The sequence below is a fragment of the Rhodoferax sp. GW821-FHT02C08 genome (genome assembly GCF_059421805.1).
In genome coordinates this window covers 21,942-48,748 of the sequence record NZ_JBWKVR010000016.1, presented here as the reverse complement: position 1 = coordinate 48,748, position 26,807 = coordinate 21,942, and the positions used below count along the sequence as shown (strand labels likewise).

Below are 26,807 nucleotides of genomic sequence, written 5' to 3'. Positions count from 1 at the left end.
GTCACTTTCCCGGGATGGAACCATCCAGTTTCGCAAGATAGTTTTCGACAATTTGCTTGCGCAGCCGTTCCAGCTCGCCGCTGGACTGCATCTCGCTGAGAACCTGTTCAACCTTGGGAATCAGGTCGCGATGCTTTTCGTGCAAAAAATGATAGATCTCGTTCTTCTGCAAGGGCGGTGTCAGTAGCCTGATCCGATCCTTTAGCCCCAACCTTTTCACGGCCGCCAGCCCGCTGAATGAATCGGAAACCGCAACGTCCACCCTATCCTGTGCCAGCATCAACATCAGTTGATCAAGGGTGTTGACAGCTTGCACGGACTTCATCCCTTGGGTGCCGTCTTCAGAGGTGCCGACGCCACGCACGATTCCGATATTGAAGGGTTTTATAGAGTCCCATCCTTTCACCTCAAACCGCTCATTCTTAGAGAATACGGACGGCTCAATATAGTTGAGTGCCGGCCGTACCATTACCAGGGTCGGGTATTGCGTTTGAACCATGATGTTTCTTTGAACTTCACCATCCAGTCGCCCTGCGCTGGACTCCATCAACGCTCTTTTCGCCGGCAGGTCAACCAGCTCGATTGGCATATTCAGGCGGCTGTACACGACTTTTAGTATTTCTCCGCCCACGAATTGATCCGGGATGTTTTCAATCCGGGCAATTCGAAGAGGCAACTGCGCGAATGCAGTCGAACATATTCCAAATAGAAAAAAAATGATCCCTGCCACGGGTATGGTCTTCAGGTTCATATGCCCACCATGCCTTTCCGATGCTTCTTTACAAAACTCAGGATCGCCTTGGACTGGTATCCATTGGCCAATATCCGCAATTGACTGGTGAACGGCCTATACCGCTCGTCGAGAGCGTCCAAACGGCTTGCCCATTGCAGAATATCTTGCATGTTTCCCTGCCGAGCCAGGCGATACAGGTCTTCGATCTTGTCCGCTGGCGGTGCGATCAGCAGATCGAGGTTTGTATTGTTCGATGCCGGAGCAGGCTGTTTCACCTCGTAGACCAGGCTCAGGTCCAACAGAGCGGCGATTTCCGCCAGCAGGCGTCGATAGTCAATCGGCTTCGATAAAAATGCGTTCGCACCAGCCGCCAAACTTTCCTGCTGATCACTGGGGGAAGCGCTGGCTGAAAGCGCGATGATCGGCACATCCTTGAATTCTGGTTGTTCACGCAGCCGGCGCATTGCCTCCAGTCCGTCCATGCCAGGCATGACGAGGTCCATCAGGATCAGGTCGGGCTTTAGCGCGTGCGCTTTTTCCAGTCCGTCCGCACCGTTCGCGGCCTCTGCGGTCTCGAAGTCAAACTGGCCCAGCATGTCGACCACCAAAGTCCGATTCTCGGCAATATCATCCACCACCAGTATTTTTTTGCGCTGCCCCAGGTAGCCGGCGATCTCCGGCTGATCGGCGACTTCTGCTTTTGACTCGACCGCCGGCAAGTCCAGTTCGAACCAAAATACACTGCCTGCGCCGACCCGGCTCTCGACCTGGATCTCGCCCCCCATCAAGCGCACCAGTTGACGACTGATGGCCAGACCGAGGCCGGTGCCGCTGGTCCGGCGCCCCATGTCGCCGGTTTGCTCGAACGGCACGAAGATCGTGTCCAGTTGCGCGCTATCGATGCCGATACCGCTGTCGCGTGTCTCGAAACGGATCTGGCCCGCTGTCGTCAGGCTTACGTACAAGCTGACTACCCCGCTATCGGTGAACTTGACCGCATTCGATAGAAGATTGAGCAGGATCTGGCGCAGCCGCTTTTCGTCGGCCCTGACCCACGCAGGCAAGCCAGGGGCCAGATCGCAACGGAAGTTCAGGTTCTTCTGCGCCGCCCTTACCGAGATCATCTCCGCGATCACGCGCAAAAACCGGATGAGAGACATCTCGGTCAGATTGAGGTCCAGCTTACCGGCTTCGACCTTGGAGAAATCCAGGATGTCGTTAATGAGAGTCAACAGGTGGTCGCCGCTTTGCTGAATCACGTTCAGTGCCGAGATATGTGATGCGTCCAGCGTCTTGTCCCGCTGCAGTATCTGTGCATAGCCCAGAATGCCATTGAGCGGTGTGCGCAGTTCATGGCTCATGTTGGCCAGGAAAATGCCCTTGGCGGCGTTGGCGGCCTCGGCGTTCTTGCGGGCGGTGCGTTCCACCTCGGCTTGCTTGCGCTCGGTCAGGTTGAGCACGAAGGCGACACCGTGTTCTTGTGAGTCTTCGAAGAGAGTGGCGCCGATCAGCACAGGGATGAGGCGCCCGTCCTTATGCAGATATTCCTTTTCATACGGTGAGCAAGCGCCGGTTCTGCGCAGCTCCGCCGCCTTCTGCGCATCGAGTGCGCGGTATGCCGGTGGCGTGAGGGTAGTCCACTGCATTGACCCGGACAGCAGCTCGTCGCGGTCGTATCCCACGATATGCAGGAAAGCGTCGTTCGCCTCGGCGATACCGCCCTGCATATCAAAAAAGAAGACACCAATGATGTTGGATTCGACCAGGCGCCGGATGCGCGAATTTCTCTCGCGCAGCGCTGCCTCCGCTCGCTTGCGCTCGCTGTTCTCCTTTTGCAAGGCGGTGAAGAGAAGGGCGTTTTCGAGTGAAATGGCGGCCTGGCTCGCCAACAGTTCCAGTACCTTAACCCGGCCAGGGGGGAAGGCGTGGGTGGCAAGGTTGTTCTCCAGGTACAGCAGGCCGACCAGCGCGAACTGGCGCAGGATGGGCAGGCACAGCACGGACTTGTGGCACCCCTGCAAAAAATAGGGGTCCGTCGCATAAGGATGCGGTTCGGCCGCATCCATGAGAAGCACCTGTTCCCGACTGCGGCGGACGTAGTTCAGGACGCTTGAGGGCAGAGGGGGATGCATTTGCCCCCCCGCGTCATGCAGATGCACCACCACCGTCTGTCGGTCGACGCTGGCGTTGGCGGCAAGGGTCAGCTCGTCATCGCGTAAGAGCAGCAGGCAACCAGTCTGGGCACCGGCATTTTCGAGCAGGATGCGCATGAGGGTCTCGACCAATTCGTCGAGCACGATCTGGCCGGAGATGGCTTGCGATGCCTTGGTGACCGACAGCAGATCCAGTTGTGTAAGGCCATCGAGCGGCATGCCGGACACGCTCTCCGCCTGGGCGCGCAGTTGTGGATAGCGTTCGTCGAGCTGCCGCACCTTGCCATCGGCACCCCAGCGGCTATAGCAGTCACGTGCCTGCCGTAGATAGGTCGTGGCAAAGGGCGCAAACCCGTGCGTTCGGTAAAACTCGGACGCGAGCTCGAAAGCCAGCCCTTCGTTGTGTGTGAAGCCGTTCTCGCGGGCCGATTGGATGGCCTTCTCGTACAGGCGCATCGCATCGAGTTCGCGGCCTTCGATACGGGCGATCTCGGCAGCGACCAGTGCCGCACGGTTGCTAAAATTCTCTGGGCAGTTTTGCGCCCATTCCTCCAGCTGCCGGAGATGACTGGCCAATGCCGAGCAGTGCTGGCTGCGCTGCTCGGCGCTTGCTTGGTCGTACTGCGCCGCATGCGCGAGTGCGCCGTAAAAATGGTATTCGGCCATCTCGATGTGCGAGGGCGAGGTCCATAGCAGGCGCTGCGCCTTCGCTGCCGCGGTCATGGCACTGGCATGGTCGCCGGCAAAAAACCGCGCCTGCAATTTGCGGATCCAATACCAGCATGCGGCGATAGCCAGGTGCGGGTCCTGCTCCAGACGTCGTTCAAATGCTTGCTCGTCGAGTCCAGCATCCTCCCAGGAGGTGAAGCCGGACGTCACACCGCGCAAAGTTCGAATCAACTGCAGCTGCCCGGTCAGGATATCGGCCACCAGTCCGAAGCGCGCCTTGCGTGCAAAATCCAGCCCATTCTCGGCCTCGCGCTGTATGTTGCCCAAGGGCTCACCAGTGGCAAGCAGGTTGGTCACCAAGTGGTTGCAGCTATACAACGCAAAGGTCAGGTCACCATTTTCGTTGGCGACATCGAAGGCGCGCCGTACCCACGCGCCGCCGGTCTGAAACGGTCGTGTCCACGGATTGACGATATTTCCGAAATGCACATACACGCGAGCCTTGAAACGGTCCAGCCCGCCCTTGTCCACCAGATCCAGCCCCAATTTTCCAAAGCGGAATCCACCTTCGTAATCGCCGAAGCGTGGTCCAAGGAACATGCCAAGCCAGGCATATCCCAGGCACGAACCATCGCTATGACCGTGCTCCAGGCTGAGGTTGGCCATACGACCCACGACCATGCCAGGCAGGTTCTCGTCAGTGAACAAGGCAGGCGGCAACAGAGTCGTAAGCACGTCCATGGTTGCTCGCGAATCGGGGGCGCCCATCAGGGGCAAGGCGATCAAGTCCTCGATCTCGCGCCGACCAAGCCGCTGCTGGATGCGCTCGAACTCCCGTTGCACTTCGTCGCGGGTGGGGTGGGGCGGCCATTGCACGCCGACGCGCTGCAGGTAGTCGAGACCAGCCTCGACGGCGCGGTCGCTGCGATCGACGGTGGTGAAGAGGTTCACGAGGGCGCAGGTGACTGCAGCCAGGTCGGCATGGTTTGCGGCATACCCTATCAGCATCGACAGGCGTACTTCCGCAGCGGCCAGATCACCGGTCAGGTATTCGCATACGGCCCGATGGAATTCGAGCCCGAAGCTCAGTACGTAGCGCTGCTCCCAGCTGTCCGATGCCAATAGCGCGCGGCCCATCGCAAAGTATTTCAGCGCGGCGGCATACGCGGTGGCTTCCTGGGCGCGTTGGCCGGCGACGAGGTTGAGTTCGGCGACCTGCTCGCGCTCACCTGGCAATGTCATCAGCTCACTGCCACGGTTGAACTGGTTCACGATCTCGAAGATTTTCTCTTCAATCTCCCTCGGCGCCATGTGTGACACGAGCAGCCTGCCGATCCGCAGGTGTTGCGCCGCGCGCTCACCCGCTGGAATTAGTGAATAGGCAGCCTCCTGGATACGGTCATGGAGGAAGGTATAGCCGCCTTCCGAGCGGAACACGAGTCCGGCGCAAACCGCTTCCCACAGCGCGGCATGGAGTTCCGCCTCCGACATCCCGCTAATCAGGCTCAGGTGGGTGGTCGTGGCGCTGCTGCCGAGGCAGCCGAAGGGTTTCAGTGCTTCCTGGGCAACGGCGGGCAGACGGCACAGCTTGCCGACCATCAGCTCAACGACGTTGTCGGTGAAGTCCTTGGCTCGAATGCTCGCCACGCTCCAGGTCCAGGCGGCCGCGTCCGGCTCAAATGCCAGCAAACCCTCTTCGGCCAGCGCGGAAATGAACTGGATCGTGAAGAATGGATTGCCGCCGGTCTTCTCTTGCAGCAGGTCCGCCAGACCCAAGACATGCTCCGACGCGCAGCGCAGGGTGTCGGCCAGCAGCTGCGCCACGTCGCCCAAGGTCAGCGGCGCGAGCACGATCTCCTGCAAGACCACCGATCTGGAGCGGCGCATCGCATCCCGCATGCGCATCAGCGGATGCAGGGCGTCGACTTCGCTGTCCCGATAGGCTCCGATCAGCAGCAGGTGGCGCATGTCGGGCTCGGCGAGCAGGTGTTCCAGCAACTCCAGCGTCGACGCATCTATCCACTGCAAATCGTCCAGGAACAACACCAGCGGATGTTCGGTTTGCGCGAACACGCCGAGGAAGCGCCGCAGCAGGGTTTGAAAACGATTGAGTGCCTCCTGCGGAGGAAGCTCTTTCGCTACGGGCTGTTTTCCGACCAGAAATTCAAGCTCGGGAATCAGCATCGTGAGCAATTGCCCATTCGCTCCAAGTGCAATTTGCAGCGCGTCACGCCACCGGCTCACCTGTGCTTCGTTCTGGCCGAGAATCTGTCGCACCAGCGCGCTGCAAGCCTGGCCCAGCGTCGCATAAGGGACGTCTCGCTGGTATTGCTCAAACTTGCCCGTGGCGAACAGGGCGTGCCGAGGCACCAGCACCTGGTGCAACTCGCCAACCAGTGCTGACTTGCCGCTGCCGGCATAGCCGGACACCAGCACCAATTCAGGCATGCCTTTGGCAGCGACCCGCTCGAAGCTTGCCGCCAGGAACGCGATCTCGGCCTCTCGCCCGTACAACTGCTCGGGGATCAGCAATTGGGCCGAGGCGTCATGCGCCCCGAGCGGAAAGATGGCCAGCCCTGCCGAGAACTCCCATTGCGCCAGGCAGCGACGCAAGTCGGCCTCCAGGCCGGCGGCGGTCTGGTAACGCTCCTCGGCCGTTTTGGCCAGCAGTTTCATGACTATGGCCGACAACAATTCGGGAATGCCGTGCACACGTTCGGCGGGTGGCGTTGCCTGCTGCGCGAGATGGCAATGAAACCATGCCATCGGGTCCGAGGCGTTAAACGGCAGCACCCCGGTCAGCATTTGGTAGAACGAGACCCCCAGCGCATAAAGGTCGCTGCGAGAGTCGATAGAGCGGTTCATACGACCAGTCTGTTCGGGCGCCATATAGGCCAGCGTACCGGCGAAATCCTCGGGGGACGCCAACACCTGGCGCTCACGAGGCAAACGGCTAGCAATGCCAAACCCCATCAGATGGACCGCGCCACCGCGCACATCGACTAGAACATTGGCTGGCTTAATGTCCTTATGAATAATTCCCCGTGCATGCAAGCGCGCCAACGCCGTTGCCAGCCCGCTCGCAACACGCAGGAACAGGCCCGGCTGCATCGCTTGTCCGAGCAGGCCGTCAAGCGGCTCCCCGCCAGGGTCCTCCAACATGAGAAAGGAATGCCCATCTCGGCGAATCAACTCCAGAGGACAAACCGCCCACTGCGGATCGAGCGCTTCTCTCAACGCATACTCATTGGCAAGACGGCCAAGGCTCACCAATGCCGGAGAATCACCGGCCGGCGTCAACGCTAGCCTAGCTACGTCGATATCCGGCTGTTGCACTCTATAAAGCACGAACTCTGCATCGCATCGTACGATCTCGGTTTTCCAGTCTGACGGTGTGCTAGGGAGAGCCATTGCCATATTGGTCCGAAATACAAAAGCGTCATCCCAATCAACCGGCATCTTGTCCGGAATGACGGGCGCAGCGAAAATGCGCCTTCAAGAGCGTATTTGACGAAGCTAGTATGTCAGTTTCAGCTCGGTGTCGCAATCATGGATGTCTCCCAAGAATTGGACGTCTGGATTAACGCATCGGCGGGCAATCCGCAACATCGAACGTAAGCAACGACGATCTTGCCTTCGAATCGACACATAGACGAGAACAAATAATATGAAGCACGGCATAAGGATAATTTCAACGTTGGCGATATGCGTGCTGCCTGCGCTTAACGCACAAATTGCCGTGGCGGCGCCACTTTGCGAAAAATCGCAGATCCGGCTGGTCAATTCGATGCGAGAGATCGCTCAACCCTATCATGCCAACCTGGACAAAGGCGGCCGCCTGTTTGCCCGCTGGGCGGGGCTCGAACAGCGCTACGTGCTGCAACTCAACCAGGGCGATTCTGACAAACAGGTATCGTTGATGCGGGGCTTGCTGAGCACCAATCCCAAATGCACGATCTTCAATGTCGAGCCGAATTCCGACCCGGTCATCAAGCCGATGGTCGACACAGCCAATCGGTCCGGCGCCTGGGTCGTCACCCACTGGGCACATGGCGAGGGCCTACATCCGTTTGATGGCAATCCGCAATGGATAGCGCATGTGGCGGTCAACAGTCTCGATGCCGGTGTGGCGATTTCGAAAATCCTGGTCGATGCAATTGGAGGCAAGGGCGGCATCGTGGCCCTGCAAGGGCGGCTTGATACCGATCCCGCGCGCAAGCGCTTTGCCGGCTTGCAGCAGGTGCTGAAAGACCAACCGGGTATCCAGCTTCTGGACCAGCAGACCGCCAATTGGGACCGTACCGCTGCCTTTCCGGTCATGCAGACCTGGCTGGCGAAATACGGCTCCCAGATCAAGGCTGTGTGGGCGGCCAATGATGACATGGCCTTGGGCGCACTGGAAGCCTTACGCGCGGCAGGCCTGGCCGGCAAGATTCCGGTGGTCGGTGTCGATGGCATTCCGGAGGCGATCGACGCCATCATCAAAGGCGAGATGAACGCCACGGTATCCAGCGACGCCTACTACCAAGGCAGCATCGGCTTGGCGATGGGGGTGTGCGTGCTCACCGGACAAGTGCCGCTGCCGAACGCCTGGCCGAATGAGCGGCGTGAGTTCTATCTGAAGCTGCAGGTCATCACCAAGGACAATGCAGGGCAGTTTCGTGGCGACCCGCAAGCGTCGGCCTATGTACCGGAATGGGACTGCGCCAATCTATGGAGCCGCAATACCGGCAAGGCATTTTGAGGTTCGCCAATTGGCAGCTCTGGGGCCCCGGCCTTGCGCTGATCGCCCTGTGCCTCGGCTTTGGCTTGGTCGAACCGCGCTTCGCTTCGGTGGAAAATCTCCAGGTGATTGCAGACCGCTCGGCCATTCCATTGATCCTGGCCGTCGGAATGACATTCGTGGTATTGCAGGGATCCATCGACTTGTCGATCGAAGGTGTCATGGCGGCTTGCTCATTGACGGTCGCAATGCTGATCCTCAACAGCCGCAGCGGTCTCGATCTTGGCTGGCTTGGCGTCGTGCTGGCGTTGCTTCCGGGCCTGGCGATCGGCTTTTTGAATGGACTGCTGGTCACGCGACTGCGCGTGCCTTCCTTCATTGCCACGCTCGGGGCCTGGTCGGTCGCCCTGGGCTTGGCGATGCTGGTGTCCGGCGGCCAGCCGCCGCTGATCCAGGACCAGTCGCTGCGCGCATTCGGCCTCGGCAGGACTTGGGCGGTATCGAACCTGGCGCTGGTCGCCTGCCTAGTGCTTGCATTGGGTTATGTGCTGCAAAATTACACGCGCTTTGGCCGCTATAGCCTGGCGATCGGCGGTGGTGAAGATCAGGCACGCCTTTCTGGTCTCCCGGTCGATCGCTACAAGGTGGCGGCATTTGCCGTTTCCGGGCTGCTGGCTGGGCTGGCAGGCGTGCTGGGGTCGACACGGATCGGCCTCGGGCATGTCGATATCGGCCTTGGGCAGATGTTGGCCACGATCACCGCCGTGGTGATCGGCGGAACTTCGCTGAGCGGCGGTCGCGGCGGCGTGCTGCAGTCGGCGTTAGGCACACTGATACTGGCCGTACTTGCGAACGGAATGATCTTCATCGGCGTCACCCCCGACCTTCAAAAGGCTGTCGAAGGAACGATTATTCTGTCAGCGTCCCTTACCGCGACATGGAGCCTGCGTAGCCGGCTGCGGATCGTCCGATGAGGCAAACGGTGCTGCGCGTCGAGCGGATGAGCAAGAGCTTCGGTGGCACCCGTGCGCTTGATGACGTCTCCATCGAAATCCGCGCACGCGAAGTGGTTGGCCTTGTCGGCGCTAACGGAGCCGGCAAGTCGACGCTGCTCAAAACACTGTGCGGCCTATGCCAACCCGACTCCGGGCGCATCGTGTTGCGCGACAAGGTGCTTGGGCTGAAAGGGATTGCCGACGCAGCCAATGTGGGCATCGGCATGGTATTCCAGGAACTGTCTCTGTTGCCCAACCTGAGCGTCGCGGAAAACATCCTGCTGGGCCATGAAGGCGCTGCGCTACGCTGCGGCTTCTATGATTGGAAGGCGCTGCGCGCGCTGGCTGCCATGCAACTCCGCAAACTCGGCTCCAACATATCGCCGTCGGCACGAACCGGCAGCTTGTCTTTCGCCGAACGGCAAATAGTCGAGTTGGCGAAAGTTCTGGCGATCGAGGAACGCGTGCAGAACGAGCCGGTTATCTTGCTCGATGAACCGACGTCGATGCTGGACGCCTTGCACATCGAGGCCGTCCTGGCGCAGATCGAAAACCTGCGTGAACGTTCCTCAGTGTTGTTTGTCACCCACCGGCTCGATGAAGCCTTGCGCGTCTGTGACCGCATCTACGTACTGAGTGATGGTCGCTGCGTGGCGCAACGAGATCGAAAGGACTTCAGCATCGCCGACCTGCAGCAGCAGATGCTTGGCCGCGAGCTCGGTGTATCCTGCCCCGCGCAGGCCCGGCCCGCACGTCAAACGGAGTCCCGCCTGAGCGTACGTGCGCTCTGCTGCGGCAACAGTTACCGCGGCATCAGTTTCGATCTTTCGGGCGGAGAAATACTCGGCATTGCCGGCGTGGCGGGATCCGGGCGCGAGAGCCTATGCCGTGCACTATTCGGCATCGAACAACCCGATAGCGGCGAGATCTTGCTCGATGGACAGCCGGTTCAACTTGGCGAGCCTGCCGATGCGGTACGGCTCGGCATCGGTTATGTACCGGCCGACCGCGACGCCGAGGGCATCGTCGCCGGTCTGAGCATCCAAGAGAACATGACGCTGGCCCATCTCGACGGGCTGTGCCGTGGTCTGTTCCTCGACCGTGCCCGCGAAAAAGCCCTGGTGGAGGGCTGGATCGCGCAATTGCGCATCGTCCCCGGTGCGGCTCAAACCCAGGCACAGCATCTCAGTGGCGGCAACCAGCAAAAAATCGTGCTCGCCAAATGGCTGGTTGCAGGCAGCCCCAAAATTCTGATCCTTGACCATCCATTGCGCGGTCTTGATGTGGGCGCCAAGATGGACATCACGCGCCTGATCCGCGAACTGGCACAAAGCGGGATCGGCATCTTGCTGATTGCCGACACCTACGACGAGTTGACGGCGCTCAGCGACCGCATCATCGTGATGAAGGACGGTGTTGTTTCTGGTCATTTCCCGGAAGGCGAAACGAAGCCATCCGAACTTCAGATACTGGAGTGCATGGTCTAGGGCCTGTTCACACTATGGATGCAAGATGGATTGCTGTTCAACGAGCCAAAGGCGGTATGCGACGCGCCATCGGGCCGTTCCTGCCGCTGAGTGTTCTGCTCGCGCTTTTGGCCACCATGGGGGCTGTGGAGCCTTCTTTTCTCTCCCTTGACAACTTCAGCCTGCTGGCGGGTGAGTCCAGCGTGATCCTGCTGCTGGCCACTGGCCAGACCCTGGTGCTCCTGCTTGGCGGGATCGATCTGTCGATGGCCGCACTGGCTGCGTTAGTGTCGGTGTTGATCGCACTCGCGCTGCCGACAATGGGCGCCGGCGCAGTGGTGGGCGCACTGACCCTCAGTACCCTGGTCGGAGCCGTACAAGGCGTTCTCCACGCGCGCGCGCAACTGCCCTCGGTCATCGTTACGCTTGCCGGACTCGGCCTGTGGTCAGGTATTGCACTGGCGATCGCCCATAGCACCATTCCGATCAGCGCCGGTTACTTCGCCATCGGCTGGCTTGAAGGCAGCAGCTTTGGTGTCCCCCATGCATTCGCGTTCGCGGCAGCGGCGCTTGGCGTACTGGCCGCATTAATGCACTGGATGCCACTTGGGCGTATGGTCTATGCGATCGGCTTGAACCCGAAGGTCGCCGTACTCTCCGGCCTTCGTGTCGGACGGGTGAAGATCCTGGCCTTCGCGGTAAGTGGACTGTTTTCTGGGCTGGCGGGCATGGCGATGGCGGCACGCACCTATAGCGGCAACCCGTCGATCGTTGACAGCCTGCTGTTGCCCAGTATCACCGCGGTGCTGATCGGCGGTACGGCCATGACCGGCGGAGTGGGTGGCTTCGCTCGCACCTTGGTCGGCGTGCTGACAGTCACAGTCTTGCGGATCGGTATCGCTGCCATCGGCATCGATCCCGCATATGAGCCGATCGTCTACGGCGTGTTGGCCGTCGCGGCCGTGGCACTCAGCGCCGATCGCTCGACCATTTTTGTAGTGAAGTAGCTGAGATCACAAGATGTGAAGCACGTTTCAAGGCTGTTTTCCCAAGAAATGGGGCACCTGTTGCGTGACACAAAAGGAAAAAGCCGTTAAAAATAAACGGGTTTATCCATTTTTTGGAGTGGACAGGATTTCTGCGTCAGACTCGACGTCTGAACAGGCCAAAGGCGATCATCAACATCAGCACGGCAAAACCAGCCAGCCGCCCGGCCTGGGGCAGCACGCTGGCAACATCGCCGCTGCGCAACAGCACATTGAGCAGGCCTTCCAGACCCCAGTTCATGGGAGAGTAGGCCGCAATTTTTTGCATGACAGGCGGCATGACAAACAGCGGCACCATCACGCCGCCCAAAGCCGCCATCAGCACATTGAGAATAGGGCCCAGGGTGGCCGCTTGCGCATGGGTACTGACCAGGCAGGCCACGGCCAGCGCTAGGCTGACAGCCGCCAGACTGATGGCCAGCAGCATCAGCAGCAACGCCCCCCAATGAACGCCCTGCAGCGACAGGCCTTCGCCGCCGATCCAGGGCATGAGCCAGACGCCGACCGCCAGCATCAGCGCCGCCTGCACACCGTTGACCGCCAAATAGGGGCAAATCTTGCTCACGATCAACTGCCACGGCCGGGCCCCCAGGCTACGCAAGCGCGCCAGTGCGCCGCAGGCACGCTCTTCCACGAACAAGCCGGCGATGGAGGCGACCACAAAAAACATGCCGAACACCAGCCAGGCCGGCACGTTCTGCTGCACCGCGGTCGGACGTGGCCCCTGCGCCATGCGCTCGGCCGCCACCGGTGCATCGCCGGTCAGAGCAGAGGCATTCACATTCAGTTTGCGGGGCAGTCTAGCTACCAGACCTTCCACTCGCAGTTGCGCGGCGATGGCGAGCAGGTTCATGCGCCTGGTTTCAAACACGCTGTTGTCCAGACCCGGCTCAGCAAGCAGGCGCACCTTGGCTTCGCCTTGGCTACCGAGGTCGTCCATCACCTTGGAGAAACCCGCTTCGATCAGCAGCACATATTTCAGGCGGCCGGAGTGCACTTCGTCTTGCCATTTCTCGGGTAAAGGCTGCGCGGCACCGGCGTCCTTGGCCCAGCGTTCAACCAGTTGGGTGGCGGTTTTACCCTGGTCCTGGTTCACGACGGCATAGGTCAGGCTCTTGGTGGACGGGGTGTAGACGTCCTTCAGCGCCATCGACATGACGATGATGAACACCATCGGCATGATGAACAGCGCCCCCATACCGTGGATGTCGCGCGACAAGGCCAGCAATTCCTTTTTCATCAAGGCCAGCAGCATGTCAGTACCGCCCGGCCGCCCGTAGGTGCTGACCCGCCCCCTTGGGGGGCAGCGATACGCGAAGCGATGAGCATGAGGGTTTCATCCTAGTCCCGCAAAGAATGGTGGGTCAGCGACATGAACAGTTGCTCCAGATCGGCATGCCCAAAACGTGCATGGCTTACCACCAGGCCAGCGGCATCCAGAGCCGCAATCACCGCGGCGAAATCGCGTCGCGAAGCCAGCGTGAGCTGCATGCCCGCACCCTGGGGGCTGACGTCACCAAATGCAGACAACAGGGTTTGCAAGTGTTCAAGTGCATCACCTTCCACCGCCAGCTGCAATTGCGTGGCACCGGTGGCGAGCAGTTCGCTCAAGACACCTTGCCTCAGCACCCGCCCCTGGTCGAGGATGACGACGCGATCAGCAATGGCCTCCACCTCTTCCATGTAGTGCGAGGTATAAATCACCGCGCAGCCATCCTGCGCCAGCTGCTTGATCGCTTCGAGCAGAAAGGCCCGCGATTGCGGATCGACACCGACGGTGGGCTCGTCGAACAGCAGCAATTCGGGACGGTGCAGCAAGGCAATGGCCAGATTGAGCCGCCGCTTGAGACCGCCAGACAAGCGATCCGCGCGCACGGTGGCGTAGCGCTCCAACTGGGCGAACGCCAAGCACTCAGCGATGCGCAATTTTTTTGCGCCCCCCGACAAACTGCCGGCGCTGGCGAAACAAGCCAGATTCTCAGCCACGCTCAAGCTGGGATAAAAAGCGTATTCCTGCGGCGCCACGGCGATGCGTGTCGGCTGGCGGGCGCGCTCCGCGCCCAAGGGTTGTTGATCGAGGGTGATGTCGCCTTGCTGGATTGGTAGCAGCCCGGTGAGATGCGCAATCAGCGTGGTCTTGCCGGCGCCATTGGGGCCCAGCAAGCCCAGCACTTCACCGCGCCGGGCCTCGAACGACACATCCTCCAGCGCAGCCACGTCCGCGGTGGGATAACGAAAGCTCAGCTTGCGGATGGCGAGCATCAAGCCACTGCGCGCTTCAAGGTCCGGAAGAATTCGGTCTCGTGCTCGGCCTGGGTACGCAACATCTCGGCCAGCCGCTTCGGCTCGAAGATCTCGCGGCCTTTGATCATGCGCGCCGCCTTCAGGGCGAATTCACGCCAGCCATCGCCGATTTCGTTCAGGCGTTCCGACAAGCCTGCAAGCTCGGCAAGGCCGGTGATCTGGGCCGCTTCCTGCAAAAAGGCGGCATAGATAAAACGGAAACCCGCACCACCGGTGCCGATTTCTTCCTGCATGCGCACGATGTTGCCGACGTAGTTGAGGCTGTGCTCCGAGGTGTCAAGCCGGGCGACCTTGTTCGCCAGCATACGCATGCCGCGCACGCCGATGATGGGAATCGGGCCTAACATGATGCGCACCGTTTTCTTGATCGCGCTCTTGACCGCTTGCGCGCTGACTTCGGTGCGGCCGATACGCTCCAGGCAATACAGCATGCCCTTGGGCGCAAGCGCACCTTTGGCAAAACGGGCGCGCTGCAGGTCAGCGCTGGCACAGCGTTGCGGCAGATCCGCTACCGGATCGCTGATCAAATAGTCGTCGCCCTCTTTGCCATACACCAGCAAGTTGTGCGCGTTGAAGTGAAAGCGCATGTCTTCAGGAAAATACGGCAGCCAGAACACCGAGGTTTGCAAGCCGACCACCTTGCCCTGCGCCAGCAAGGCATCGAGTCTGCGCATACCCGCGTCGGGGGTACTGAAGGTTTCGAAATTGAAATGCGCCTGAAACGGTTTGCGCATGCCCTTGAGGATGAACTTGGGCGGCATGCGGTACGCAATGAGCGGAAAACCGGTGAGCTTGACAAAGGGCAGGTAGGCGAATGACAAGGCCGAAGACAAGCCGAAAGCCATGGCTTCAGAGAGCTTCACGCCGTGGTGCGTCATCAGGTTCGCGGCGGCGCCGCTCTCGCAATGCGCAGCATGCCGATGCTGGAAATTCTTGGCGATGGTACTGATGGTGCTCATGGCAATACCTGTAACTGTGCGACGCTCAGACCAAGCGCTTCGGCGTAACGGGCCAACACGCTGGGCGATAGCCGCTTGAAACGTTGTGGGTTGAAGTGTCGGCGAATACGCCATTGCCAGAGGCCGCTGATTTGCGACAGCAGCGGCACATCCATGCGTCGCGCGCACATCCAGTACTCCAGCGGTGAACTATGACCCGCCAGCACACGCTGTTTGGCGTCGTCGGCCAGTGCGGTCATTCTGTGGACAGCCTGCAGGGTCACGGTTTCGTCCACCTCCGAGCCGCGCGAGGGAACAATCACCATTTTTCCCGAGGCATCTTTGGCATACAGCGCCTTGCGATGGCTGCCCAGCGTACGGTTGCCTTCTTGCGGCACGTCATTCACGTCCATCAGACAGCCTCCATAAAGATGAAGCCACTAGAGAATCGGCCGCTTTCCGGGATAAACATCAAGATGGTCTGGCCCTTCTGGATACGTCCGGAACGGAACAGCTCATCGAGCATGATGAAGGCTGACGCAGAGCCGGTGTTGCCCTTTTCGGCCAGGTTGGTGAACCAATTCTCGGCGGGAATGTTCAAGCCGGCTTCGGCCACCCCCGCGGCCAGCGGCTCGGCGAAATATAGAGAAGAGTAGTGCGGCAGGAACCAGTCGATGGGCCGGTCGGCCAGCCCGTGCTTCTTCACCAGCTCGCGCAGCGGTTCGGTGAGCGTGGCGCGCACCACATGTTCGTTGAGCAGCTTCACATCCTGCTTCACCGTGAACACGGAACGTGTCGCCAATTCCTGGTTCGAAAACAGCTGCCATCCGGTCAGGGAGTCATCGTCGTTCTTCTCTGCGCCGGAATACATGCAGGCGGGAAGTTCATGCGCGGCGGAGGACAACTCCACCCACAACACTTTCAAGCTGAGCGGCCCGCTTGGCTTGTTCTCCAGCAGCACGGCGCCCGCGCCGTCGGACAACATCCAGCGCAAGAAGTCTTTCTCGAAGGCGATCTCGGGTCGCTCTTCCAACGCATGGACTTTGTGCTCAGCTTCGGCATCGAAGTTGCGGGCACGCAAAGCAAGTGACGCCATCTCGGAGGCCACCGCCACGGCACGCTGCGCATCACCCGCACGCACCGCCAGCCAGGCGTACTTAAAAGCCGCCCCACCGGCCAGGCAGATACCGGCCAACGACACCACTTCCAGCCGTGGCCAGCCCAAGGCACCGTGCACCATCACACCATGCGCCGGCATCAATTGATCGGGACGCGAGGTGGAGGCCGCCAGGCAGTCTACGGCGCCCACATCGCCCAGGGCCCGCACCGCTCTGGCGGCTAACTCAGCGTTTGACATCACCGGCTCGCCCGTAACACGGTCAAGCGCATAGTGGCGACTCTGGATACCGTTGTTGCGCAACACGATGCGCCGAGCCCGTGAGGCACGTCCACCGATCATGCCAAGCACCGCTTCCATGTCGTCGTTGGCCACGGGCTCCAGTGGCAGGTAAGCCGACGTACGCGTCAGAAAAACCTCATTGCTCATACACAGACATCCTCTCATTACCGGAACCCGACGGCGCGTCAAACGTTTGCTTGAGCACGGCGAAGCGCCGTAGCAAGAAAGGCCGCAGGAGAGTCTGTATCAGCAAGCTCAGAGGCACAACGGTCAAAATCAAGGAGACCAAAAAAACGACATACAAAACAAGGAAGGGACGACGACGCAACTGCCCGGGTTCACCCACGGCGCGCAGCAACTTGCCCCATAGGTAGAAGCTACGCGTTCCAGCCTTCTCGCTGAACAGCAGATGCGGATCGGCATCCACCGCTTTCAAGCCGGTGAGAAGGGGCGCAGTGCCGCGCTCGTGATCGTTTTTCAAAGCGTCGCGCAGCGCGAAACCAAAGCGGCTTGTCGCCTTGATGCTGTCGGCATCCACACCTGCTGCCGGCAGCCCCGGCAGGAAGTCGCGCTTGCCACTGAAAAGCCACAATGGTGTGGTGAACAAGGTGGTCATGGTGGGGCTGGGATCGACTAGCGCGACGTTGTCAAGCAAACGCGCACCACAGGCTTCCAGCAGCCCCTTCATCTTGCTCTGCGCCAGCAGCCACATATTGCGGCAGGCAATGACGGTGACCACCGGCTTGCCTGCCAGCAGTTTCTTGGCCAGCGGGTGTTTAAGGAAAGCGGTGACCGGCAATGATGGCGCGAGAAACCAGACTTGGTACGGCAGAATCACCAGATCGAAATCCTCATCTCCACTCAGGGACATCGGCAGCAAGGCTGGCGCGACCATGTGGGCGGTTTCGGGAAAGGCATCGAAGAAGCTGAAAAAACTCCACGGAAAAGGATAAGGCGCAATCGGATGCAGGGTCTCGATATGGACGGCGATGCTGCTGTCCTGTTGCAGTGGTTCGACGATACGCTGTGTAATCTCGGCGAGCTGCCCGGTCTGCGAGTAGGACAGCACCAGGATGCGCTTGACCGGGGCATGGAAGAGGGATTCGATTGTGTTCAATGGCGCCATGCAACGGTTATGTCATCTCTGGTTGATGGAGATTGAAAAATGGCACAAATTTTATCATTTGCCCCCTTTGCTCCCTTGGGCATTCTTACCCCCCATCACGCCCCACCAGGCAAGAACATTGCATCTGAAAATGCAGGAACAAGACCCTGTGTTTGCGGCCCGCCACGGCGAAGACGCACCCAGTTCGTCGAGCCACGATTCGCATCGTCCCCATTACTGACGTCGCCCACATCATCCACCCAGCCGATCAGCGCGCCGCCATCACCGGCCTGGGCTTCCGCCAGGCGCAGCAAGGCCTGTGCCCGCGCTCCCGCGAAAAAGCAGGCATGGCCTTCCCAGTTCAACTGCGCCGACACCATGGCCAGCAACTGGCTCGGCTGTGTCTGCAAGAACGTCAGCGGCATCGGCAGACCTTCACGCATCTGCTCCAGGGCGATGCCGGTCGCGGCATGGGTGCCGCTCCGGCTGGTGAGCAGCAGAAGTGCATCCTGTGGCAGGGTCGTTTCACCCGCATCCGCCATGCAGCACAAGGCGCCATACAGCCCCAACTCCGCCCAAGCACCGATGCGACGGGGCTTCGCGCCCAGCTTTTGTGCCAGTTGTTCGCGCCAGTCTGCGGGAGGCGGCGCGGCGATGCAGCGGCCACTGATGAAGAGGCCTTTCATGCGCGCTCCAGCACGACTGCGGCATGGCTGCCACCGAATCCGAGTATGGTCGCCATAACACGGCGCACAGAATCCGGCTGATGCGCGACCAGATCGACGCCTAAGGTCGTATCCACCGTATCTGGATAGGTGGGCCATGCACCGTGACCGTGATCCAGGCAGGCGGTGAGCAGCGCGATCTCCGCCGCGCCGGACGCGCCCATGGCGTGTCCGATCGCGGCCTTAAGCGAGACCAAGGCGGGCATGACTTGAAACGCTTCATGCAGCCCTTGCGCCTCGGCCGCATCGTTGGCCGGGCTGCCCGCGGCCTGCACCTTGATGAGGTCAATTGCGTCCGTGGTTAAGCCGCATTGCGCCAGTGCGCGTTGGGTCATGCTCGCCACGACCGCGGCCGAAGCCCCGGTCGGTTGCTTGCCATCCACCACATTCGCACCGCCCAACATTTGCCAGCGCGAAGGCTCACGCGTGGACAGCCTCAATGCTGCGACCGCCTCACCCAATACCAGGCCATCGCGATGCGCACCAAAGGGTTGACTGCGGCTGGAGGAAAGCAATTGCAGGGCAGCAAAGCCGCCCAAGGTCAGCTGGTTATCCAGCTCCAGGCCTAGAACCAGCGCCTCATCTTCCTCGCCTACGCTCAGCAGGGCATGGGCCGCGAGCAGAGCATTCAGGCTAGAGGTGCAGGCCGTGTTGACCAGGTACACCGGCCCCGTCCAGTCCAACCAGGCCGCGATCCTGTCGGAGAACGCGCTGTAGTCCAGTTGTGCGGCGCCATGTTCCACGGCCCCGATGTCGAACGAGGAAGTGGCGATGAACAAAGCACCACCGCGAACCTGTTGCGCGCCCGCCTCGGCCCCCACGCGCTGCACGAGCGCGCGCGCGCGCTCGTTCCAATCATTGCCAACGCAAGAAATGGCGCAATAAGGGTAGCTGGCAGCGCCCTCCCCGTTCAATGAATAATTTGCCGTAGCGAAGCCGCCTTGGCGCAGCGCCACCAGCGCCTCCCCCAGCTCCAGCCCCAGCGCACAGGCCAGTCCGCGACCCGGGAGATACACCGGCTTCATGCAGGTTGGTGGCTACGTAGATATTCGGCCAAGGTCTTCAGCGAGACCAAAGCGCGGCGCGTGTCTTTGCTGTCAGGCATGCGTACACGGTATTTTTTTTGAATCGCCATGGAGATTTGCAAGGCATCGAGCGAATCCAGATCCAGTCTTGACTCAGGGCCGAACCACGGCTCGTCGTCGTGCAATCCGCCGACAGGTTCTGCCTTGTCGACAGCGGCAAGAATGTGCGCTTTAAGTTCAGCGCGAAATGCGATGTCGTGATCATTCATGGTTTAAAGAAAGCCCGCCACTCATATGCATGGGGTTCATCACCTTGCCAGGCCATATGGGATAAATATCAATCATCGCACGCCATGAACGCCACATTTCATTTTTAAACCTGGCCACCCATACCCCTAGTCTGCCGTACTGACTGCAGCTTGCGATCGAACCAACGCGAGGCCAAGGCAAACACCATACCCAGCACAGCACCGGCCAGCACATCCAGCGACACATGCTGCTTGGTGGCCATGGTGGAATACAAAATGGCAATGCCCCACAATATCTGAATCGACTGCGTACGCCACCCCAGGCGCGCCTCGCACGCCAACCAGTACAACCAGAAACTCGCATACGCCGCCGCCGCCACATGCAGCGATGGACAGGCGTTACCGGCCGCATCCACCCCTTTGAGAAAAGCTACTTGGGGATACTGCGCCCAATCGATATCGGCCGGTGGCACTGCAGTCGGAAACCAATAAAAAAAAGACAAGGCGAGCAAGCACATGGCGCCAATCCAGAACCCGAAGTTAAGCAGTCGGGTACGCGTTGGCATCAAGGTCACCGGCAGCGAACAATAAATCCAAAGTGACAAATAAGGAATCAGGGCCAGTGGTGCAAAACCGATCCAGTGGTCCACCACCGTCAGCGGCATGATGGTTACCGGGAACGCTGGGTTCTTCAGCAAAAAGAAGTAAGCCCAAAAGAAAAGCGACATGAATGCACTGGTGCCAATGAATTTGAACCAGAAGTCATTCAAAAATTTTTTGCGCCAATCAACAGCAGGTTGGGCATGGGAATTGGTCGGCATGCTGGTGGGTTAGAATTAAAGCTATTTGTGATAGCGACCAAATCGCGCATTGCTACAAATTGCAACAAACTCGGCAGCAAGAATCTTTAACTAGAAGCGCTGCCACCGGTATCAGGCCATGTCGCGCCGCGAACCGATTATTCCACGAAACCTTTTTGCACAATGACTAACCCATCCAGTGCCGCCAAGACCATTGCAGAACTTGAGCACGAGGTTGCACAACTCATAGTCTCGGCGCTGAATCTTGAGGTCGCACCAGAGAGTATCGAAGCTGACTCCGATTTGTACGGCGATGGTTTAGGCCTGGACTCCATCGATATCCTGGAAATTGCGCTGGTGGTGTCCAAACAATATGGCATTCAGATGAAGACCGAAGGTGACGACAACTTCAAGATCTTCAAATCGCTGCGTAGCCTGAGTGCCTATATCGCGGACAAGCGCACCAAGTGAACCGGCTCACGCGGTTGTTGGTGATCGCGACGATCGCCATCGCAGGCGCTGCATATCTGGTTTTCAGCCACCTGCTGACCATCGACGAACGCCCCAGCTTGCTGATGCTTGCGCTGGGCGTCACACCGCTGACGGTCATGGCCTTGCTGGCTGCATGGCATTCCCGCATTCGCTGGTTGGCATTGGCCCTGCTTGCCGCACTGGCGCTTACCGTGCTGCTGCATCTCGATGAGTTGCGCAACCACATCAACTGGCTGTATTTCGTGCAGCATGCCGGCACCATGGTTCTGCTGGCCACCACATTTGGCAGTACCCTGGGAGGTGGTGACGCCGACGCACTGTGCTCACGCGTCACACGCCTGATGCTGCAGGGACCGGCCGATCCGGTCTACATGCGCTACACATGGAAAGTCACGCTGATCTGGACCGTGTACTTTGTTGCCAGCGGAGTCGTGTCGGTGGGCCTGTTCTTCTACGGGCCTATTACCGCCTGGTCCTACTTCGCCAACCTGCTCACCCCTGTGATCGTCGGGCTGATATTTGTCATCGAATACCTGGTTCGTGTGCGGGTGCTGCCTGACCGCCCCCACTTCAGCATCGCACAGACTATCAAAGCCTATCGATCCTATGAGCAGCGCTGACATGCCATTGCCGACATTCCTTCTCCGACTGCAACTGTTCGCCGCCTTCGCCGGCATGGCCTTGTGCGCCAGCAGCCATGCCGGAGACTGGGCACTATCCGATCTGATGCATTTGCTGGCCCAAAAGAATTCCAGCAAAGCCAATTTCGTCGAGAAAAAGTACATTGGCATTCTCGACAAACCATTGGAATCTTCCGGTGAACTGTCCTTCGATGCGCCCGACCGCCTGGAGAAACACACCCTCAAGCCACGCCCGGAAACCATGCTGCTGGACGGCGACAAGCTGACCGTCACCATGTATGAAAAGCGCCCCCTCAACCTGCGTCTGCAAGAGCACCCGGAAGTTGCCGCTTTGGTCGAGAGCATCCGGGGCACGCTCAGCGGCGACCAGACCGCCCTTGAAAAGAACTACACCGTCGACTTCACCGGCACGCAAGACAAATGGCAGCTGACACTGACGCCGGTGCAAAAATCAGTAGGCAAGGTCGTGCGCCAAGTCCGTATTGGCGGTGCCGACGCGAACATCAAGGCCATCGCCTTTGACCAGGTCGATGGTGACCGCCTCGAAATGACGATCTCCAATAAGTGATCGCACCTTGAACAGCACAAGGCCAGCGCAGACCGACCCCACGAGGCCACGCACCTGGCGCCCCGGGCCGTTTCTACTGATCCAGCTAGCGCTGCATGGCGCAGCATTGTTGCTACTGGTAATCCACCCACAGGAATGGCGTTGGGCTGCAGCCACCATCTTACTGAGTCAACTGATGTTGACCGCTGCCGGCCTGTGGCCACGCAGCACCTGCCTGGGTGCCAACCTGGTGCGTCTCCCCAACGCCGCGGTGCAGCGGGCCGAAGTGGCCATCACCATCGATGACGGCCCCGATCCCCAGGTGACCCCGCAGGTCCTATCCATCCTGGCGCGGCACGGCGTCCACGCTACGTTTTTCTGCATTGGCGAGCGCGCCGCTGCGCATCCAGAACTGTGCCGAACCATGCTGGCTGCCGGGCACCGCATTGAAAACCACGGGGCACGCCACCCGACACTCCTGTCGCTTTCAGGCCCCACAGGCTGGCGCCGCGAAATTCTGGACGGTCAACACATCCTGCAGCGCATCACCGGCCAAACTCCGCGCTTCTATCGCGCAGTCGCCGGCCTGCGCAACCCCTTTCTGGACCCGGTACTGCATGGCTTGGGCCTACAGCTAGCCAGTTGGACGCGCCGTGGTTTCGATACACGGGAGCGAGATCCTGACAAAGTATTGCAGCGACTGACCCACCAACTCGCCGCCGGCGATATCTTGCTGCTGCACGACGGCAATGCCGCACGCACGCCTGCGGGCGAGCCCCTGATCGTGAGCGTGCTACCCAGGTTGCTGGAGGCCATCCGGGCGCGCGGACTATCGCCTGTCACGCTGGCCCAAGCCTGTAAGCAGCCCTGAAACTGAAACTTCTGGATGTGGGCTGCCACTGAGCGCAGGCGCCCCGTTTGGCAGCGCCTTGCGGACCGAACACCTGCCCTGGTCAAGTAAAATTTCAGCGTTCCATCATGTGAATTTGCCGTGCAGCCATTATTAGTAAAAACATTCACGACCACCACCGCATTGGGGCGCGGCATTGCCGACACCCTGAGTGCGTTGCGCGCACAGCGCAGTGGCCTGCAGGCGCGCTCCTGGGAAACGGTGAACCTGCCCACCTGTGTGGGCGAGGTCGACGGCCTGGATGCGGTGGCCATGCGCGCCGACATGCAGGACTTCGACTGCCGCAACAACCGCCTGGCCCAGCTCGCCCTGGAGCAGGACGATTTCATGCAGAGTGTGCAAGCCGCTGCCGAACGCTACGGCCGAAAACGCATCGGTGTGTTCCTGGGCAGCAGCACTTCGGGCATTCTGAGTTCGGAGCAGGCCTATCGCCAGCGCGACCCTGTCAGCGGCGCCCTGCCCGTCAGCCACAGTTACCGGCATACCCACAACATGTTTTCCGTGGCGGATTTCGTGCGCCACTACACCGATATTCAGGGCCCTGCCTACGTGGTCTCTACCGCCTGCTCGTCGAGTGCCAAGGTATTTGGCATTGCCCAACGCATGATCGGCTGCGGCCTGATCGATGCAGCGGTGGTAGGTGGCGTCGATTCCCTGTGCCTGACAACCCTCTATGGCTTCAATTCGTTGCAGCTGATATCCAGCCGCCCCTGCATGCCCTTTGACGCCGAGCGCAACGGCATCTCGATTGGCGAAGGCGCCGCCTTCATCTTGCTCGAGCGTGCCGACCAGGCCCAGGCGGACGACATCCTGCTCAGTGGAGTCGGCGAATCCAGCGACGCGCACCACATGTCGTCACCCCACCCCGAGGGACTCGGTGCGCGCCTGGCCATGCAGGCCGCCTTAGACATGGCTGGCCTGCAGCCGCAGGAGATTGGTTATATCAACCTACATGGCACCGCTACACCCAGCAACGACGCCGCCGAAGATTTGGGCGTGACCGCGGTGTTCGGCACGACCACCCCATGCAGCTCCACCAAGGGCCATACCGGTCATACCCTGGGAGCCGCCGGCGGCGTGGAGGCCGTGATCTGTACGATGGCACTGCGCCATAACTTTTTGCCTGGTGGCACCGGCACCAGTACCCTCGATCCACGCCTGCATTGCAATTACCTTTTGGCGAACCAGGAACTGGCAATTACCCACGCGCTGAGCAACTCCTTTGGCTTTGGCGGCAGTAATTGCAGTCTGCTGTTCTCCAGGAAAAGGGCATGACAGCCCTGCAGGTTTTTGTTGACGGCGTTGGTTTATATGCACCTGGGCTTGATGGATGGACACACGCCCGTGCCGTGCTCGCCGCACCGCAAACCTACCAGGCGAGGCCCTTGCAGCTGCCCAGCATCGACTCCCTGCCGGCGGCGGAACGCCGTCGCCTGGGCATCACAGTCAAGCTGGCCATGGCGGTTGCTTATGACGCGGCCCTGCAGTCGCCGATCGATCTGCAGCATTTGAGCTCGGTGTTCGTATCGAGTGCCGGCGATTGCGACAACTGCCACCAGATCCTCGAAGCCCTGGCATCAAGTGACCGGGCCATTTCGCCCACCCGCTTTCACAATTCGGTGCACAACGCGGCAGCCGGGTACTGGAGCATTGCCACCGGCAGCCGGCAGCCCTCCACCAGCCTGAGCGCGCATGATGCCGGCTTTGGTGCCGCGCTGCTGGAAACCGCCAGCCAGATCCGAAGCAACGCCCAGCCCTGTCTGCTGGTGGCGTTCGACACGCCCTATCCGCAACCCCTGCATGCTCTGAGCGGTGTCGCACACCCTTTCGGCATGGCCCTGCTACTGACACCGAAACGTAGCGCCACCACCCAGTGCAGCCTGACGCTGTCGCTGACCCAGGAAGCCGCCCACACCATGCCCATGCCCACCCCGGACCTCGAAGCCATGCGCCGCAACGTGCCCGCCGCGCGGGCACTGCCGCTGTTGTCGGCCCTGGCCATGCAGCAACCGCAAAATCTGATGATCGAATACCTGCAGGGGCTCAACCTTGCCGTCACGCTGCAACCATGAAGATCGACCGGACCTGGATTCAGCATCACATTCCACACCAGGGCAGCATGTGCCTGCTGGAAGCGGTCAGACACTGGAACGACTCCGAGATCCAGTGTTGCGCTCACAGCCACGTGGCACCCGGCAACCCGCTGCGCAATGCGCACGGACTGCCCATCAGCGCCGGCATCGAATATGCGGCGCAGGCCATGGCGGTGCATGGCGCCCTGTTGGCTCCGGTGGACCAACTCCCGGAAGTCGGCTACCTCACCAGTGTGCGCAACGTGGAATGGTGGGCACCCAGGCTGGACGATGCGGGCCCTGAGCTCACGGTCCAGGCCAGCCGCATATCGGGAAACGAGGTGAGCCTGCTGTACGACTTCAGCATCCTCTGCGGTGACCGCCTGCTGCTGCGTGGCCGTGCTGGCGTGATGCTCAAGCCCCCGGCAGCCCACCAGAATCCCCTTGCTCCCCTGCCATGAATACGCTGCCCCTACTACCCCTACCCGAATCACTGGCCACCCGCACCATCGCCTACCGCAACCAGCGCCCGGTCAGCCAGGCCGAGTTCCTGCGTGACGTCCTGGCCCTGGCTGCGCAACTGCCGCAGACCGGACATGCGTTCAACCTGTGCAAGGACCGCTACTGGTTCTCGGTCGCCCTGTTTGCAGCCATCAGCCGCGGCGTGGTGAGCCTGCTGCAGAACTCCACGGCCCCCGAAAACATGGCTACGCTGTACTCCGACTTCCCCGACGCCATCTGCCTAGACGAGCAGGTCACACCGGTGTTGGCGCAGATGCCCAATGTGGTGGTTCCGCAGGCGGCCACGTCGGCATACGACGCCCCCCTGGAAATGCCACTGATACCGCGTACCCAGCAGATCGCCCGCATCTTCACCTCGGGTTCGACCGGCAAGCCGCAGGCCCATACCTTGACCTTCTGGCGCATGCACAAGTGCGCCATTGCCGAGGCCGAGCGCATGTGGGAGACCGCCGGCGGCCCCTGCTCGGTGCTAGGCACCGTGTCGCCCCAGCACATGTTTGGACTAGAAGCGACGGTGCTGCTGCCCATCTTTGGAGGTGGTCAGTTCAGCGCGCGGCAACCATTCTTTCCAGCCGACGTAGCCAGCGCTCTGGCCGAACTGCCCGAGCCACGCCTGCTGGTTTCCACTCCCTTTCACTTGCGCAAGCTGATGGACGCGCAGATCCCATTGCCACGCGTCAGCGCCGTGCTGTCGGCCACGGCACCGCTGTCACTGGAACTGGCCAAGGAGGTCGAAGCCCAATTGAACGCGCCCATGGTGGAAATCTACGGCTCCACCGAAACCGGTGCGCTGGCGACCCGGCGTCCGACCCAGGGAACCGAATGGGAAACCTATTCCGGCATTACGCTGCGACAGGATCAGGGGCAAGACCAGACCTGCGCCCATGCCGAACACTTCGACGCACCACAAACACTCAACGATGTGGTGGAGCTGCTGAGTCCACACCGCTTCCGCCTGCTGGGTCGCAACTCGGACATGATCAACATCGTCGGCAAACGCAATTCTCTGGCGTTTCTCAACCAGCTCCTGCTCAGTCTGCCCGGCGTGGAGGACGGCGTTTTCTGCATGCACGAAAGCGCATCGGCCGACGAAACACCGCGGCTGATCGCCTTTGTCGTGGCCCCCTCGCTGACAAGCACAACCATCATGGCCAGCTTGCGCCAGCATGTGGACCCGGTATTTCTACCTCGGCCCCTGGTCTTTCTTGCGACCCTGTCGCGCGACGCCAATGGAAAACTTACCGCATCGACCCTGACCGAACTGCGTGCCAAACACCTTGCCACGAAAACCTGA

At 60.5% G+C, this 26,807-nt stretch carries 24 protein-coding genes; 12 read left to right on the top strand and 12 right to left on the bottom strand.

The genetic code is table 11. The annotated features are described in order from the left end of the window. Position 1: 1 nt before the first annotated feature. Both AC07VY_RS18455 and AC07VY_RS18450 read right to left on the bottom strand, forming a co-directional pair. Positions 2-751, bottom strand: a complete 750-nt coding sequence (locus AC07VY_RS18455; RefSeq protein WP_495098729.1) for a substrate-binding periplasmic protein — start codon at positions 749-751, stop codon at positions 2-4. Further along, a complete protein-coding gene (locus tag AC07VY_RS18450; protein ID WP_495098728.1) occupies positions 748-6,972 on the bottom strand; it encodes an AAA family ATPase in 6,225 nt (2,074 codons plus the stop codon). The genes AC07VY_RS18455 and AC07VY_RS18450 overlap by 4 nt, the downstream gene beginning before the upstream one ends. 250 nt (positions 6,973-7,222) lie before the next feature. Here AC07VY_RS18450 and AC07VY_RS18445 point away from each other — a divergent pair, with 250 nt between their 5' ends. The 4 genes from AC07VY_RS18445 to AC07VY_RS18430 are packed head-to-tail and all read left to right on the top strand — an operon-like array spanning position 7,223 to position 11,746. Next, a complete protein-coding gene (locus tag AC07VY_RS18445) occupies positions 7,223-8,299 on the top strand; it encodes a sugar ABC transporter substrate-binding protein (RefSeq protein ID WP_495098727.1) in 1,077 nt (358 codons plus the stop codon). Then, positions 8,269-9,252, top strand: coding sequence for an ABC transporter permease (locus AC07VY_RS18440; RefSeq protein ID WP_495098726.1), 984 nt, complete (start codon positions 8,269-8,271; stop codon positions 9,250-9,252). The genes AC07VY_RS18445 and AC07VY_RS18440 overlap by 31 nt, the downstream gene beginning before the upstream one ends. After that, entirely contained in the window at positions 9,249-10,760 is a 1,512-nt protein-coding gene (locus AC07VY_RS18435; RefSeq protein WP_495098725.1) for a sugar ABC transporter ATP-binding protein, read from the top strand. Before AC07VY_RS18440 ends, AC07VY_RS18435 begins: the two co-directional genes overlap by 4 nt. Positions 10,761-10,816: 56 nt before the next feature. Further along, positions 10,817-11,746: an ABC transporter permease gene (locus tag AC07VY_RS18430; RefSeq protein ID WP_495098724.1), complete on the top strand. Its 930-nt coding sequence runs from the start codon at positions 10,817-10,819 to the stop codon at positions 11,744-11,746. A 136-nt stretch (positions 11,747-11,882) separates the two neighbouring features. Here the strand turns inward: AC07VY_RS18430 and AC07VY_RS18425 are convergent, their stop codons facing one another. The 10 genes from AC07VY_RS18425 to AC07VY_RS18380 form a co-directional block, all read right to left on the bottom strand. Beyond that, a complete protein-coding gene (locus AC07VY_RS18425) occupies positions 11,883-13,040 on the bottom strand; it encodes an ABC transporter permease (protein ID WP_495098723.1) in 1,158 nt (385 codons plus the stop codon). 86 nt (positions 13,041-13,126) lie between these two features. After that, positions 13,127-14,047, bottom strand: a complete 921-nt coding sequence (locus AC07VY_RS18420; protein WP_495098722.1) for an ABC transporter ATP-binding protein — start codon at positions 14,045-14,047, stop codon at positions 13,127-13,129. Beyond that, entirely contained in the window at positions 14,047-15,048 is a 1,002-nt protein-coding gene (darH, locus tag AC07VY_RS18415; protein WP_495098721.1) for a BtrH-related acyltransferase DarH, read from the bottom strand. Before darH ends, AC07VY_RS18420 begins: the two co-directional genes overlap by 1 nt. Continuing rightward, positions 15,045-15,440, bottom strand: a complete 396-nt coding sequence (locus tag AC07VY_RS18410) for a DarG family dialkylresorcinol biosynthesis protein (RefSeq protein ID WP_495098720.1) — start codon at positions 15,438-15,440, stop codon at positions 15,045-15,047. The genes darH and AC07VY_RS18410 overlap by 4 nt, the downstream gene beginning before the upstream one ends. After that, positions 15,440-16,573, bottom strand: a complete 1,134-nt coding sequence (locus tag AC07VY_RS18405) for a beta-ketoacyl-ACP synthase III (protein ID WP_495098719.1) — start codon at positions 16,571-16,573, stop codon at positions 15,440-15,442. The genes AC07VY_RS18410 and AC07VY_RS18405 overlap by 1 nt, the downstream gene beginning before the upstream one ends. Beyond that, complete coding sequence (locus AC07VY_RS18400; RefSeq protein ID WP_495098718.1) at positions 16,563-17,552, bottom strand: dialkylresorcinol condensing enzyme; 990 nt, start codon at positions 17,550-17,552, stop codon at positions 16,563-16,565. The genes AC07VY_RS18405 and AC07VY_RS18400 overlap by 11 nt, the downstream gene beginning before the upstream one ends. 95 nt (positions 17,553-17,647) lie before the next feature. Then, on the bottom strand, positions 17,648-18,217 hold the full coding sequence (locus AC07VY_RS18395) for a hypothetical protein (protein ID WP_495098717.1): 570 nt from the start codon (positions 18,215-18,217) through the stop codon (positions 17,648-17,650). Beyond that, positions 18,214-19,281: a beta-ketoacyl synthase N-terminal-like domain-containing protein gene (locus AC07VY_RS18390; RefSeq protein WP_495098716.1), complete on the bottom strand. Its 1,068-nt coding sequence runs from the start codon at positions 19,279-19,281 to the stop codon at positions 18,214-18,216. The genes AC07VY_RS18395 and AC07VY_RS18390 overlap by 4 nt, the downstream gene beginning before the upstream one ends. Beyond that, on the bottom strand, positions 19,278-19,550 hold the full coding sequence (locus tag AC07VY_RS18385; protein WP_495098715.1) for an acyl carrier protein: 273 nt from the start codon (positions 19,548-19,550) through the stop codon (positions 19,278-19,280). Before AC07VY_RS18385 ends, AC07VY_RS18390 begins: the two co-directional genes overlap by 4 nt. 104 nt (positions 19,551-19,654) lie before the next feature. Next, the gene (locus AC07VY_RS18380) at positions 19,655-20,194 is read right to left on the bottom strand and encodes a phosphatase PAP2 family protein (protein ID WP_495119500.1); all 540 of its coding nucleotides are present in this window, start codon (positions 20,192-20,194) and stop codon (positions 19,655-19,657) included. 318 nt (positions 20,195-20,512) lie between these two features. Here AC07VY_RS18380 and AC07VY_RS18375 point away from each other — a divergent pair, with 318 nt between their 5' ends. From AC07VY_RS18375 to AC07VY_RS18340, 8 genes are all read left to right on the top strand, one after another. Continuing rightward, positions 20,513-20,800, top strand: coding sequence for a phosphopantetheine-binding protein (locus AC07VY_RS18375; RefSeq protein WP_495098713.1), 288 nt, complete (start codon positions 20,513-20,515; stop codon positions 20,798-20,800). Beyond that, positions 20,797-21,441, top strand: a complete 645-nt coding sequence (locus AC07VY_RS18370; RefSeq protein ID WP_495098712.1) for a COG4648 family protein — start codon at positions 20,797-20,799, stop codon at positions 21,439-21,441. Before AC07VY_RS18375 ends, AC07VY_RS18370 begins: the two co-directional genes overlap by 4 nt. A gap of 1 nt (position 21,442) precedes the next feature. Next, positions 21,443-22,030, top strand: a complete 588-nt coding sequence (locus AC07VY_RS18365; RefSeq protein ID WP_495098711.1) for a LolA-related protein — start codon at positions 21,443-21,445, stop codon at positions 22,028-22,030. 175 nt (positions 22,031-22,205) lie between these two features. Continuing rightward, the gene (locus AC07VY_RS18360; protein WP_495098710.1) at positions 22,206-22,880 is read left to right on the top strand and encodes a polysaccharide deacetylase family protein; all 675 of its coding nucleotides are present in this window, start codon (positions 22,206-22,208) and stop codon (positions 22,878-22,880) included. Positions 22,881-23,000: 120 nt separating this feature from the next. Then, positions 23,001-24,194, top strand: a complete 1,194-nt coding sequence (locus AC07VY_RS18355; RefSeq protein ID WP_495098709.1) for a beta-ketoacyl-[acyl-carrier-protein] synthase family protein — start codon at positions 23,001-23,003, stop codon at positions 24,192-24,194. Continuing rightward, positions 24,191-24,991: a beta-ketoacyl synthase chain length factor gene (locus tag AC07VY_RS18350; protein WP_495098708.1), complete on the top strand. Its 801-nt coding sequence runs from the start codon at positions 24,191-24,193 to the stop codon at positions 24,989-24,991. Before AC07VY_RS18355 ends, AC07VY_RS18350 begins: the two co-directional genes overlap by 4 nt. Further along, positions 24,988-25,452, top strand: a complete 465-nt coding sequence (locus AC07VY_RS18345) for a hotdog family protein (RefSeq protein ID WP_495098707.1) — start codon at positions 24,988-24,990, stop codon at positions 25,450-25,452. The genes AC07VY_RS18350 and AC07VY_RS18345 overlap by 4 nt, the downstream gene beginning before the upstream one ends. Next, positions 25,449-26,807, top strand: a complete 1,359-nt coding sequence (locus AC07VY_RS18340; protein ID WP_495098706.1) for an AMP-binding protein — start codon at positions 25,449-25,451, stop codon at positions 26,805-26,807. Before AC07VY_RS18345 ends, AC07VY_RS18340 begins: the two co-directional genes overlap by 4 nt.